Origin of the sequence: Lysinibacillus canaveralius (genome assembly GCF_047301505.1) — a bacterium.
Lineage (GTDB): Bacteria > Bacillota > Bacilli > Bacillales_A > Planococcaceae > Lysinibacillus_B.
Window position 1 is genome coordinate 4,173,038 of record NZ_CP154840.1, and the last position, 13,568, is coordinate 4,186,605.

At 42.3% G+C, this 13,568-nt stretch carries 14 protein-coding genes; 1 reads left to right on the forward strand and 13 read right to left on the reverse strand.

Translation table 11 applies throughout. The features are described from left to right. Positions 1 to 2 precede the first annotated feature (2 nt). Positions 3 to 1,445 (forward strand): glycosyltransferase family 2 protein, encoded by a 1,443-nt coding sequence (locus tag AA0Y26_RS21010; RefSeq protein ID WP_413363952.1) that lies wholly within the window; start codon positions 3 to 5, stop codon positions 1,443 to 1,445. A 58-nt stretch (positions 1,446 to 1,503) separates the two neighbouring features. Here AA0Y26_RS21010 and AA0Y26_RS21015 read toward each other — a convergent pair whose 3' ends face one another. The 13 genes from AA0Y26_RS21015 to AA0Y26_RS21075 all read right to left on the reverse strand — a co-directional run bounded on the left by AA0Y26_RS21015 (position 1,504) and on the right by AA0Y26_RS21075 (position 13,553). Next, complete coding sequence (locus tag AA0Y26_RS21015; protein ID WP_413363953.1) at positions 1,504 to 1,971, reverse strand: low molecular weight protein-tyrosine-phosphatase; 468 nt, start codon at positions 1,969 to 1,971, stop codon at positions 1,504 to 1,506. 174 nt (positions 1,972 to 2,145) lie between these two features. Beyond that, positions 2,146 to 2,736 (reverse strand): lysophospholipid acyltransferase family protein, encoded by a 591-nt coding sequence (locus AA0Y26_RS21020; RefSeq protein WP_413363954.1) that lies wholly within the window; start codon positions 2,734 to 2,736, stop codon positions 2,146 to 2,148. A gap of 97 nt (positions 2,737 to 2,833) precedes the next feature. Next, positions 2,834 to 3,715 (reverse strand): NAD-dependent epimerase/dehydratase family protein, encoded by an 882-nt coding sequence (locus tag AA0Y26_RS21025; RefSeq protein ID WP_413363955.1) that lies wholly within the window; start codon positions 3,713 to 3,715, stop codon positions 2,834 to 2,836. Between the two features lie 116 nt (positions 3,716 to 3,831). Next, positions 3,832 to 4,659 carry a putative RNA methyltransferase gene (locus tag AA0Y26_RS21030; protein ID WP_413363956.1) on the reverse strand — a complete coding sequence of 276 codons (828 nt, stop codon included), beginning with the start codon at positions 4,657 to 4,659 and terminating at the stop codon, positions 3,832 to 3,834. 77 nt (positions 4,660 to 4,736) lie between these two features. After that, on the reverse strand, positions 4,737 to 5,516 hold the full coding sequence (locus AA0Y26_RS21035; RefSeq protein ID WP_413363957.1) for a tyrosine-protein phosphatase: 780 nt from the start codon (positions 5,514 to 5,516) through the stop codon (positions 4,737 to 4,739). A 284-nt stretch (positions 5,517 to 5,800) separates the two neighbouring features. Then, positions 5,801 to 6,559, reverse strand: coding sequence for an SDR family oxidoreductase (locus tag AA0Y26_RS21040; protein WP_413363958.1), 759 nt, complete (start codon positions 6,557 to 6,559; stop codon positions 5,801 to 5,803). A 72-nt stretch (positions 6,560 to 6,631) separates the two neighbouring features. Then, the gene (locus tag AA0Y26_RS21045; protein WP_413363959.1) at positions 6,632 to 7,882 is read right to left on the reverse strand and encodes an MFS transporter; all 1,251 of its coding nucleotides are present in this window, start codon (positions 7,880 to 7,882) and stop codon (positions 6,632 to 6,634) included. Between the two features lie 217 nt (positions 7,883 to 8,099). Next, a complete protein-coding gene (locus AA0Y26_RS21050) occupies positions 8,100 to 8,732 on the reverse strand; it encodes a nuclease-related domain-containing protein (protein WP_413363960.1) in 633 nt (210 codons plus the stop codon). 177 nt (positions 8,733 to 8,909) lie between these two features. After that, a complete protein-coding gene (locus tag AA0Y26_RS21055; protein WP_413363961.1) occupies positions 8,910 to 9,413 on the reverse strand; it encodes a methylated-DNA--[protein]-cysteine S-methyltransferase in 504 nt (167 codons plus the stop codon). A gap of 57 nt (positions 9,414 to 9,470) precedes the next feature. Beyond that, entirely contained in the window at positions 9,471 to 9,944 is a 474-nt protein-coding gene (locus AA0Y26_RS21060; protein WP_413363962.1) for a DinB family protein, read from the reverse strand. Position 9,945: 1 nt separating this feature from the next. Then, complete coding sequence (locus tag AA0Y26_RS21065) at positions 9,946 to 10,455, reverse strand: DNA-deoxyinosine glycosylase (protein WP_413363963.1); 510 nt, start codon at positions 10,453 to 10,455, stop codon at positions 9,946 to 9,948. Positions 10,456 to 10,552: 97 nt separating this feature from the next. Next, complete coding sequence (locus AA0Y26_RS21070; protein ID WP_413363964.1) at positions 10,553 to 12,802, reverse strand: carbohydrate-binding domain-containing protein; 2,250 nt, start codon at positions 12,800 to 12,802, stop codon at positions 10,553 to 10,555. 55 nt (positions 12,803 to 12,857) lie between these two features. Beyond that, entirely contained in the window at positions 12,858 to 13,553 is a 696-nt protein-coding gene (locus AA0Y26_RS21075) for a DUF4956 domain-containing protein (protein ID WP_413363965.1), read from the reverse strand. Positions 13,554 to 13,568 lie beyond the last annotated feature (15 nt).

Sequence of the window (13,568 nt, forward strand, 5' to 3'; positions counted from 1 at the left end):
TTATGGAACTAACAACCTTTTTTATTTGGATGCATAAATTTTTTGGCTACTTTATTATTTTCTATATGGTGCTGATTATAGGGATTTATTCTTCGATGCTCATCTTTGCCTATTTCTATATGAAAAAAGGGCTCAGACTTGATAAAGTTACGGATAATGATAAAAGCCTAAAGATGATTTATTCAAAGCCTGTTTCTATTATCGTACCTGCCTATAACGAAGAGCTGGGAGTTGTAGATACAATCCACTCTTTGTTAACACTTGAATACCCTCAGTTCGAAATCATCATCGTTAATGATGGTTCAAAGGATAATACGCTGCAGACAGTCATTGAGCGTTTTGAAATGAAGGAAGTACATCGGACAGTTAAACGCGAGCTGCCGACTAAGGAAGTCCGTGGAATCTATGAATCAGACCTGCATCCAAACATTGTGCTAGTCGACAAGGTTAACGGAGGAAAGGCGGATGCATTGAATGTAGGGATCAATATCTCTCACTATCCTTATTTCTGTTCTATTGATGGTGACTCTATCCTTTCCAATACATCCTTGCTTCGGGTTATGCAGCCTATCATTTCCTCAAATGACGAGGTGATTGCAGCAGGCGGCAGCGTACGGATCGCTAATGGAGCAGATGTACAAATGGGAACGGTTGTTGATGCAGTTGTACCGAACAATCCATTTGTGATCATGCAGATTATCGAATATTTACGCGCCTTCTATATGGGGCGTATCGCCCTGAGTAAGTTCAACCTCGTTCTGATTATCTCCGGGGCCTTCAGTGTCTTCTCGAAAAAGTGGGTAATTAAGGCAGGCGGCTATTCCGTCAATACGATTGGAGAGGATATGGAGCTTGTCGTGAAACTCCACCGTTATATGTTGGAGAAAAATCTCAAAAAAAGAATTGAATTTGTACCTGATCCCGTGTGCTGGACAGAGGCACCCGACAACATGCGCGACCTTCGTACCCAGCGCAGACGCTGGCATCAAGGCCTGCTAGGCAGCCTTATGATTCATAAAAAGATGACGTTTAATCCGAAATACAAGCAGATCGGCCTTATTTCATTCCCCTACTTTTGGTTAGTGGAATTTTTTGGCCCCGTCATCGAACTGCTTGGCTACCTGTATATCATCATTTCCTTTATGATTGGAGAACTGTATCTGGACTCAGCTATCATACTAACTGCACTATTTTTAGTGTACAGTTCGTTTTTATCTATGTTTGCCATTTTACTGGAAGCATGGAGTATCAACACATATCCCCGTATCCGGGACATTTTTAAGCTCATTGGGTTCTCACTAAGTGAGACATTTTGGTTCCGCCCCCTGACTATTTTCTTCAGGATTGAGGGGATCATTTATTATCTTCGTAAACGCGAAGATTGGGGGCAACTTCAGCGACGAGGTCTATCTAAAAAAGAAGAAGATTCAAAACAGGTCGTCTGAGATGAAACTCAGGCGACCTGTTTTTACCTCATATTAACAAAACGGTTGAAACTTCACTTTATATAAGTGCATAATCCTTTTTTATTTTATCCAGCAAGACTTCGCATCCCTCTGCACACAGGCTGTAGGTCTCTTCAAAGTCCCCAGTATACCAAGGATCGGGTACATCTTTTTTGTGTGGTGTGAGATCAAGAAAACGGAAGATTTTCGCATCGGTATGTGCCTGCAGCATCTCACGAGTGTTCCGGACATTGCTTTCATCCATACAAACAATGTAGTCGAAATCATCCAGATCACTGTTCTTCAGCTGACGTGCCTTCATTCCGCTTGTGGAGACTTTCATTGCTTTTAGTTTCTTCAGCGTACCGCTATGCGGCGGCTCGCCGATATGCCAAGAGCCTGTCCCAGCTGAATCAATTTTTATCTGCGCCGTTAAGCCATGTTTTTCTACAAGGTCTCTCATAACTGCTTCTGCCATCGGGGATCGGCAAATATTCCCTAAGCAAACAAATAACACTCGAACCATCTCTTGCCCTCCATAATTCATACGAAAAAGAGGCTATTCAACTAAGACTGCCTCTTTTACTGCTTATTTAAATATCCGCTAAAAAGTTACTTCTATGATGACTACACCAAGATTTCACTGTCCTCATAGCAAAGAAGGCATCTCAAAATAACTTTTCAGACGCCTCCTTTTTCACTATTTTTTGTTTTCCAGCTCGGCAAGCAGGCGTGTGAACTCCTGCTCCAGAATCTGCGAAGCCTCATCCCGTGCTTCCTTGCCGCCTTCTACTGTAAATGGCTTTCCGTAAACCAAGTATCCTTTTTGACGCTTCAATACACCGCCAATATCCTTTGGTCCAACATATGCAGCAGGCACAATTGGAGCCTTTGATAGCTGAGCAATTGTTACTGCGCCTTGCTTTAGGTCATTGCTTTCTGCACTGCGTGTACCACTTGGGAAAATCCCTACAATCTTGCCCTCTTTAATGAGTTGGCGCGGAATTTTGATAACACTTGGTCCCGGATTATCCCGGTCCACAGGAAACGCATTTAGCCGTGGAATCAGCCAGCCGAGGCCTTTCATATCGAACAATTGCTTTTTTGCCATGAAGTGAATTTCTCGCGGGTAAATGGATACCCCCAAATTTAAGATATCCACATATCCGTTATGTGTACAGGCAATAACAAATCCGCCTTCTGCCGGTACATTTTCAAGCCCATATACCTTCGCCTTTGATCCATTTATCGACAAGAACATTTTGACAATATTTGCTGCTAATTTATACACTGCTTATTTCCTACCTTATATATGTGATGCATTTATTTTACTAAAAGGTTCTGCTATATTCTACTGTTGATTTCAAGTTAGAACATTTACCCCTTCATCAGCTATATTGTTTTGCTAATTCTTCAATTAGTTCAGGCAGCCAATCATCCAGCTTACTGAAAACAAAGCCTTCTTCTTCAGCTTTTTCTGTTGTCATATACCATGAATCTGGAACAGCATAAGGAGAACGGATTTCATCATTTCCCACTAAAGCAATTTTTGCATGCTTCCCTGTCGCTTTCTCTATGAGGTCCATAAGCTCCTTCAAGGAAATCTTTCCGCTCGCTGTTGCGTTATAGGGTCCTTCCGCTTCACTAAGCCCTGCCCACTTCAGGAAGCGCCCCGCTTCTTCTGCTAATATGAAGGACATTTCAGCATCCATGTTCACAAACCCAATCGGCTTCTCCTTTGCCACTCGTTCCACGTGAAAATGAAGTCGCTCTGTATAATCATCCAGCCCTAGTACAATTGGGAAGCGTACTGCTACAACAGGGAACTGGGCGTATTTGAAAAATACTGCTTCTGCCTGGCGTTTTCCTTCTCCATAGGTGAATTCTTTCGTCTCTCCCATTAGGATGCCATATGTGTGAGGATCAAAATCGGCCTCTGTTTTTACCTTTCCATCAGCATCATAGGTGGAAAGTGTTGAAGTGAAAACAAGTTTTCCAATTTTACCATTGAAAATATCACAAAATGCCTTTGCATCATTTGGTGAGTAGCAAATATTATCATAGACAATATCATATGTCTGTCCCTCTACTGCTTTTGCAAAAGCTTTTTGATCGCCACGATCCACTGTAATATGCTTGACGCCTTCTCCAAATGGATTAACCAGCTGTCCACGGGTTACAATTGTTACCTCATGTCCTTCCTCTAAAAGCTGCTCTACTAATTTACGGCCGAAAAAGCGAGTTCCACCGAGCACTAAAATCTTTTTCATTCTTATTCCCCCTTGTTAGCTTGAATACTTTAGGCTATACCGTTTTATAAAAACTAGAGACTTCATTATAATTCTCCTTTGCTTTTTTCATGACGAATTACTAGGAGAATCTCTTTTTATTCACTTCTTCCGGTTAAAATCATGACATCAACTGTAATTTCAGTCAGAACAATCTCACTTTTCTTTTCAATATGCCATCCCATCGGAGTCATTGCCAGCAGCTTCGGTACAAGCTCCTGTGGCAGCTGCTTTGTATACGTAAGTCGCTCTACTTCTACCTTGCTAAAGCTTTCTTGAAAACGTACGACTGTTTGTTCATTCGAGTAGCTTTCCTTTTCAGAATTAGCAAAAGCCTGTTGACGCAGTTCTTTCAAATACCCTTCATGCGGCACTACCTTGATAACTTTTCCTTCTGGCTTTAACAGCCGCCTAAATTCATCATAATTGGCGGGCGACAAAATGTTGAAAATCGTATCGAAGCTTTCTTCGTTATAAGGGCTTTTTGCCAAATCTCCTACACACCAAATAAAGCCTGGATGAAATTTAGCGGCCGCTACAATCCCTTCCTTTGCGATATCAATTCCAACACCTATTGCACCGCTCTTTTTTGCTGCAATTCTTGCTAGATGAGATCCTTCCCCACAACCTGTATCCAACAAATGAGTACCAACCGCTAGTTTTGCCAGCAGGGTCTGCAGCTCATCATAAAGTCCACTCGAAATGATATCATGACGTGCCTCGAATAGCTCCTTGGAGTACATCGATTGCACAGGCTTTGTTATAAAATTAATATACCCCTGTTTAGCAATGTCAAATGAATGTTTGCTGGTACAGACGACCGAGCCCTCGTTCCCTACACGCACATGCTGAGAACAAATAGGGCAAGCAAAAATGTGCTCATTCTCTTGCATATTTTGAATACATAAAGCTCTTTTCGATAACATGATCTTTCCTCCAATGCTACTATGTATCATAGCATGAAAGGGGTGCCCCGTATGTTTTCACGTACAGAGCCCCCTATTCATTCCAGATATTTTGCCTGTAGATCTGTTCTTATCTCTTCTGAAATGCCGAACTGATCATGAAGGAAATCCCCTTCCGATTCATAACGAGTATTGATCTCATCAAAAACAGCTTGCAAATACTTTTCATCAGCAGACATTACTTCATGAAAAACAGTCAAATCAGCCTCTGGATAAACTGCTTTCAATTTTTTCTCCATTTGGGCCACCATAGGTGTTAGCAAGCCATTCGTCAGTAAATAATCTTGGAGAATTGTTTCACGTGGCACGCCCAATGTGAGTAAAATTAGTGCACCGCCTACACCTGTACGATCCTTTCCAACTGCACAGTGATGAAGTAACCCTAGATTTGCTTCATCTTTTATTAGTTGCATCAGTCGTTGAAATGAGGGGTTGTTAAAAGGCATCTGTGCATAAAATTTCGTAAATAGATCAGCATCTATCTGACGATAGAAGTCAAAATTGAGTGATTCTATTTTTGCCGTCCCTGGCATTTTAAAAGGAGCAGCCCCCTTTGCAGGGACACGGATATTTTGAATTCCTTCCATCACAGGAGTCGGGCTGGCTTCTGCTTCATGATCATCCCGATAATCAAAAATTGTTTTAATACCTAGCTGTTTGAACTTCTCCTGGTCCTGCGCGGTCATCTTCGCCAAATTTGCTGAACGAAAAAAAAGATGCCGTTTCACTGACTTGCCGCTATGTGTTTTATAGCCTCCCATGTCCCGGAAGTTTAATACACCCTCTAGTAAAATGTTCTGTTCCGTATTATTTGACATATAACCGCCTCCATACTCTTTATCTTACAAATAAAATACTAGTTAATTTCCTGGGGAATAATGTCGAATGTTTTTATACATATCTATACGTCTCCGTAAAAAACAGCGTGGTTTGGCTGTATGCTTGGGTACACTGAGGATGGTACAGTCATCCGTTCTCATATAACACACCGAGCCTAAGCAGCTTCTCTTTACAAGCTCTGATCAAGATGGGATGAACCACACCTGGCGGATGCTTTATAAAGCAACTGATCTTTTCCTTGATTATTTCAGCTGGATTCCTACTAATAAGCAGTCCATCCCGCATCTGCTGTAATCACTGTACCATTTACAAACGATGATTCGTCGGAAGCGAGGAAAAGAGCTATACGGGCAATATCTTCAGGTTCGCCATTCCTTGGATTAAAAGCAGCCCCAGCCATTACCTTATTCATTCCTTCCTGATTCGCTTTTTTAAAGGATGCCCCAATATTCGTATTTACTCCTCCGGGAGCAATCGCATTACAACGAATTCCTTTTTCTGCGTATTGAAAACCCGTATTTTTCGTCAATCCAACAACCGCATGCTTTGATGCTGTGTAGGCAGCTCCCGCCCGTGACCCGTAAAGCCCCCCGACAGAAGCAATATTAATAATAATCCCTGCTTCTTTGTCAAGGAAGATTGGCATTGCCTGCCTCATTGTTCGCATTGTCCCTGTCACATTAACGGCGAATACCTTCTCCCATAATTGATCTGTTACATCACCAACTGATGCAAAATTATCCATTATTCCTGCATTATTTACTAAAATATCTAACGTACCATACGTATTCAAGGCGGCCTTGATTAACCTATAGACGTCGCCTTCTTTGGATACATCCGCTTTCACTGCTGTTGCTGTACCGCCAAATACTGTAATATCAGCTACCGTGGCACCGGCACCTTCCAATGTCAAATCTGATACGACTACTTTCGCTCCTTCTTTAGCATACAGAATGGCAATGGCCTTCCCCATTCCCGAAGCAGCTCCTGTAACGACTGCCACCTTATCTTGAAGTTTCATAACCAAAACCTCCTTGAAAGTGTATTACTGTTACAGGGTAACTATTCGACTCACACATAAACTCTCCCTGCCTCAGTTGACAGAAACTTCTGGATTTTTCTTAATGAGAATGACGAATAGGCTAGCCAATGCACAGAAGCCGCCCGCTAATACGAATGCCCAAGTATAAGAACCGAATACTGTATATATAACTCCGCCTGTATAAGCCGCTACACCTGCCCCAACCTGGTGGGCAGCGACTATCCAACCGTACATCATCGCGCTTTTTTGAATGCCAAAGCGCTGACGTGTCAGCCCAATTGTCGGCGGGACTGTGGCAATCCAATCAAGTCCGTAAAAAATGGCGAAAATCATCAGCCACATGTAGGAACCCGATTCCAAGGCAAACGGCAGACAAACAAGTGACAAACCTCGTAAACTGTAGTACCAGAATAATAGCCAGCGATTATCAAAACGGTCTGACAACCAACCCGAAACGGTCGTACCAATTAAATCGAAAATTCCCATAAAGGAAAGCATAGAAGCAGCGGTCAAGACAGGAATGCCAAAGCTAATACAGTAAGAAATGAAATGTGTTCCGATAAGCCCGCTCGTCGATAATCCGCAAATAAAAAAGCTGCCTGCAAGTAACCAAAACTCCTTTGCTTTTAATCCCTCTACCAGGGCAGCAATTGCTATCTTGAAAGGATTACCTGTAGACGGCACTGCTTCGGGGTCGAGCTCCTTTTGTCCATAAGGCGGCATATCGATATCCCGTGGAAAGCTGCGCATAAGCAGCGCAATCACAAGAAACATAAATATACTGAGCACAAGAATCAGGAGTACAGCCACTTTCCATGAATATTTGTCAATTAGAATCGCTAAAACTGGCAATAATACGAGCTGCCCTGTAGCTGTAGCTGCCGTCAAAATACCGACCGCCAAGCCTCTTCTTTTTACAAACCAGCGATTAGCTACTTGGGTACTCAGCACCGTCAAAAATAGACCTGAGCCAAGACCAATCACCACACCCCAAATTATAATAAGCTGCCATTCACTTTTCATGATGAACGTAAGAGAAAGGCCTGCTGCGAGCAAAGCCATGGAGCCAAGCATCATCCGCTTCAATCCAAATTTCTCTACAAACGCTGCCATGAATGGTCCCGAAAATCCATATAAAAATAGACTAACGGCAAAGGCGAATGAAATAGATGGACGTCCCCATCCGAACTCATTTTCAAAAGGTTCGATAAATACACCCGAAGACGACCTTACGATACCTGCCACGATAATCGCCAAAAATGTTACAACTAACACAATCCAGCTATAATGAATTTTCCCCATAAACCTACCCCCAGTACAGCTATTTTACAAGAAAAACCCCCTTCATTCACTGAATAATTCGAAAATAAATCGCTGATAGGATTCTTCCACTCAGGTATCAGCTGCTTCCTTACAATCTAAAAAAGAGAGGACATATATCCCCTCTCGCATTGTTTTCCTATTATAAAGGATGAGTTCACAACAGGTGCCAAAAGCCTTCCCGATAGGCAGTCTTAGCTTACGCGGTAAAGCTCGTATAGCCAGTCAGTGCATGATAAACTTTATCAATTTCTTCTTTTGAAAGGACTTCGCCGCCAATTTGTTTTGTCCAATTTTTTAATTCATTTACCTTCAGTACTTCGACATCCAATGATTGAATCTCAATTTTTTGAAATGAACAAGCATCTGAAAATAATGAAACAGACCCGCACATCCCCTCACCTATATCCGGCAATAAGTCTTGCAGTGCATAAATAATACGCTTATTTACCATGATTGGATTTGGAAATGTTTGCTGTTCCTTATTATGTTTCATTTCCACCCACTCGGGATGTGATTCACTGCCAGTAATCCATCCTTTTTTCGAGACCCCATCAATGATATACACGCCCGATTCATGAACAAGGACTGCATCTACTGTATACATTTTGTTGTTTACAGGTACTTGAAGATCTATCAATATGCGATGCTCACCAGAGACGTAATCCAACTGCTTCATTACTTTATGTAAATATTTCTTCCTAGTATTTACAAGAACCTCAAAAAATGAATAACCGGTCAACCGGCTAAAGGCCGTATTATCATGTCTATACACAAGAACGCAGATTGCTATCACTAGTGCTGATAAAATAAGCACAATCCAAAGCGTCATTTCGCCCACTCCTAACCAAGTGTCTATCTTTTCTTCATCCTATTTTAGCAAATTTAGTAAAGATTGACTATGAACCAGAAGGCATGAAGTTTTATATTTTTGTCTAAAGGAATTAGCGAAGTGCCCATAAAATGTTTCTCTCGTTACTCTTTTACAGCAGCTTTGTTGATAAGAAGGCTAGGATTCTTGTTGCTGTTCTAATTGAAGAAGGCGTTGTTTCATTGATAGCCCCCCTCGGAAGCCAGTGAGCGAGCCATTTTTGCCTATGACGCGATGACATGGGATTGTCACCATGACAGGGTTGGCTCCAATTGCTGCTCCTACAGCTCGTACAGCTTTCGGTTTCTGAATGGTCTCTGCAATATCTCCATAGCATCTAACTTCTCCGTAAGGAATATCCTGAAGCGCCCGCCAAACCTGCTGCTGAAAATCCGTTCCTTCCACATCAATTGGAAGATCTACCCTTTCAGACCTCCCATCCAAATATGCTCTAAACTCCTTTGCATATGTAGCAAGGCGCTCATCATTTCTCTCCACCTTCATTCCCTTTCTACGCTTTTCCACCCATTTCAATAATTCTTTCTCATCCTGATTTTCAGAACCGGTAAAACATAGCCCTTTCTCTGTAGCTGCAAGAATAAATGCCCAATCCCGATGCGTAAATAGCGTCCAGTAAATCATTTCATTCCTCTTTTCCAAAAAATCCGGGCTGCCGTCAATTCGGCTCCCGGATTTTGATTAATTTTGCATTTCCACTGTTGGTCCCATCACTGGCGGCACTTTTAACCCTGCCTGACGTAGTAAGACCGTCATTTGCCCGCGATGATGCGTCTGATGTTCAACAAGCTTAAGAAGCAGCTTTCCTCGCTGCATCTGTCCGCCAAAGCTGTCCACCTCTTCTGTCATCTGGTCATCCGTCAGCTTCTCCGCTTCTTTCATATAAGCATTTACTACAGCTTCATACATTTCCACAATTTCTGCCATTTTCCCTGGGATAGGCATATCTGGACCCGGAGCTGGAATCTGCAGTCCTGCAAAATGACCAAAAGCACCTGCAACTCCAACTAAATGCCAAGCTAGCCACTCCAATGAGTTATGCCCCTCTACAATAGCCAAGTTTTTTTTGTCTTCTGTGATTGCTTGCATAACGTGTAATGTTCCTTTTGCATTCACGTCCCAATCAGCTAAAAAATCCTCTGCTTTACGATACATTTTAAATGCTCCTTTTTATATATTTTTCAAGCATCCGCCAGATTTCTACCTTCTGCTCAAATGTTTTAATATTTCTTCCTGGCACAGGGCTTGTTGATGGCATTTTATAATATTCTCTCTCGGCGAGCAATTCAAAGCCAATTTTCTTTTGAAAAACGTCATATGCTTTAGTACCGTTAAAAAATACAGCTTCGATAGAGGGAAAGCGTGCAAAAAGCTGCTCAAAATCATTAGGAATTTCATTTTTAATTTTACTGTCCAAACTACCAAGCCGCTCACAAGATTGTATAACATCCCATAGTCCAATTCCATGCTGCTTAACGAGATGCAGTCGCCCCTCATAACTTTCTGGTACAGAATGGTTCGTTATATTTCCAATTATCCGCCAAAAGTGGTTGCGCGGATGACCATAATATTGCTGCTTCTCAAGCGACTGTACTCCCGGCATTGATCCCACAATGAGCACGCGGGTATTGCTGTCTACTACAGGTGGTAAAATGTTTTGAATCATATTATCACTCCTATAGCAATTATAGGGTGATTTTATAGAAAAAGCTCTATAAGCGCATTGCCTATAGAGCAGCTCTTTTATAATGGGCTCGTCTTCCTTATTCCCCATCTCGATTTTCCGTCATACTTCTGCCTCCCCGGAAACCTTGTCCTCCGGGACCGGGACCTGCGCCAGGCATCATCCCATTACCGCCGCTATTTTCTGTAATACCATTTGCATCTAGATAAGTCATGATTTGATTAGGTAAAGTAACAGAGATGGCACCTTTTTCGTCCTTCATCATACTAGGCTCTGCATAAAGACCATCCTTTATTTTTCCCTCTACGTTGCCCCCAAAGCTTAATGTATAATCAGCCTCTTGCTCTAATTCTGCTGTACTGATCAAGATTGTCTGGAAATCTTTTTCCGGTGCAACAGAAGCGAGAATCTTTTCCTCGCCTAACGACAAGTTTACGGCTGTCCCAGCTGCCTGGGTGTCTGTAAAGTTCATCATTACTGCAGGTTGTGTTGATGTATCTGATATGCCCATTGCCATGCCGCTGCTGCCGGCCGCAATCAATATACCTCCTTCCACTGTAAAAGTTCCATCATAGTCGAGCGCGCCGTTCCCTGCATTTGCCGGCCCGTATACAACGACGGTTCCACCAGTCATCCGAATATCCGAATTAGAGTCCAGTCCATCTCCTTCAGCATTTACATATAAATAACCGCCTTCAATCAAAAGCAGACTTTCTTCCCCTAATGCAGCTGTTCTTTCTTCTTCTTCCCTTGCCGCATCCTGTCTTACAGCACCATTCATACCGAATTCGGACGAACCGCCATTGATATTAATTCCATCATCTGCAGCTACAACGGAAATATCACCATCCTTCACTGTAATATTAACGCCTTCGATTCCTTCATAGCTTTTATCAATTTTTATTATCCCGTCACTAATCAATACATCACGATCCGCATGAATACCATCATCCCCTGTCTGAATGGTCATAGCTCCGCCATGGATGACAACATTGCCATCACTATGTACAGCATCTTCATTAGCGTCAACCGTAAAAGTACCACCCTCGATCTGCACAAGATTTGCAGCCTTAATGCCCTTTGTACTTACTGCATCCTCTGTTTTTCCCTCTATTGAAGAGATTTCAGACTGACTATTTTCTTCCGTGTTATTACCGTTAACGGGAGGGGCCACATTTTGTTCCTCCATTGGAGGCATTTGTGAAGAGGCAAAATCTCCTTGTTCTCCTGGCGATGGCTGCTTCATCCCTTGTTCTTCCTGCGGCATTCCTTCCTGTTCTATTCGATCAAGCATGGATTCCACATCCTCAAGGGTCATATCGTCAGGCAATACACTTTCATCAATACTCTCAAGTAATTCGTCTTTTGTGATGGCGCCTGATATATATTGCTCAATTTGTGATCGGTTCAACCCATTCACTGGGCCTCCTTCAGGCATCTCACCCCCGCCGAATTCCTCATTTGCTGTAACCGTTTCAGGACTGCCTCCGCCTGCAGTAATTACATATTCTCCACCTAGCACTAGCACATCACGCTCTGATTGGATACCGTCTGAGCCCGCTGCAATGTTGATTGAACCGCTTTGCAACACAACATGCCCCTTCTGTTCATCCTCAACATTGGATGATTTCACTCCATCACCACCCGCATCAATCGTTAACTCTGCATCGCGTATTGCTAATAAATCTCTTCCTACAATCCCATCGTCTTTTGCGTGAATTTCAATTTTACCGCCCGTTACGATCACATCATCACGTCCAGTAATCCCGTCCTTATAATTAGCTTGGATGATAAGTTTCCCGGTTCCATTTATAGATAAATCATCTTTACTGAAAATAGCTGCCGATGGTTCATCTTCTCCCTCCTCAAATATATATTCATCTGCATCCTCCAAGATATTTTCTGTTCCTTGCTCAATTGATACGACTGTTTGCTCGGATTGTTTCACGTGAATCACTGAACCGGTAGAGGAAGAAATAGAAACACCATTCAATACGAGCCGAACAGTTCCTTTATCCTCAGCATCGATAACGATTTGTCCTTCATCGAGCGAGCCCTCTAGCACATAAGTGCCACTTGTGCGGATTTCAATTTTGCCCTCCTCTATTACTACGCCGCCCGGGCCATCAGCCGTTGCAGAATTCCCTTTTAGTTCTACCTTCGTAAAATTGCTGTTCTGCCAACTGGTGTAAAAATCTGCTTCCGAATAAGTTACATAGCCTTCCACCAGTCCCCCTATCTCAGCACTGTTTTCTGTTTCATTGTTATTGCAGGCCGCCAATACGGCAGCACTTAAAATACACATGGCTGCAAATTTCACTTTCTTCATAAATATCCTCCTATTAATAAAGGAGACCTGTAGTCAGATCTCCCGTACTTCCTGATTATGCAGTAAAGTTTCCATCGTAGCTTAACATCACGGAAGAGGACACCCCTGCAACTTTTGAAATTGCCGATACGAGCTGGGCATCATTGTTCCTCATGCGCACCTCATAAGTGACTTCCGTTTCCTCATCATGAAGGATCGTTTTAGACTTCAACATATACTTTTGGCTGTTGTCGGAAAGAATTTTTTCAATTTCCTTATTAGTCTCTGCTTCACCAAACTTGACGATAAGCAAATAGGGATTCTCTACAATAATTTTGTTTTGGAAGAGAATAATAACAATACCGATAATCAGTGAACCTGTAACAACAAGCGGAATGAAGCCTGCTCCGCAAAGAATGCCAACAGCAACTGACCAGAATAAGAAAATTAAATCCATTGGATCTTTAATCGGTGTCCGGAAACGAACGATCGATAGTGCCCCAACCATACCAAGCGACAACAGTACATTCTGACTAATCCCCATAATGACAAGCGCTGTCGTCAACGTCATGACCATAAGGGAGATATTAAATGAATGTGAATAAATAACCCCGTTGAATGTTTTTTTATAAACATAATAAATAAATAATCCGAGAAAGAATGCGGCAATCATTCCAATTAATGAATCTGTTAAAGAAAACGATGATGTCTTCTCTAGAAAACTTGATTTGAAAATATCATCAAAAGTTGTGGCAGTTAATAAAGATAACATGACTATTCCTCCTAA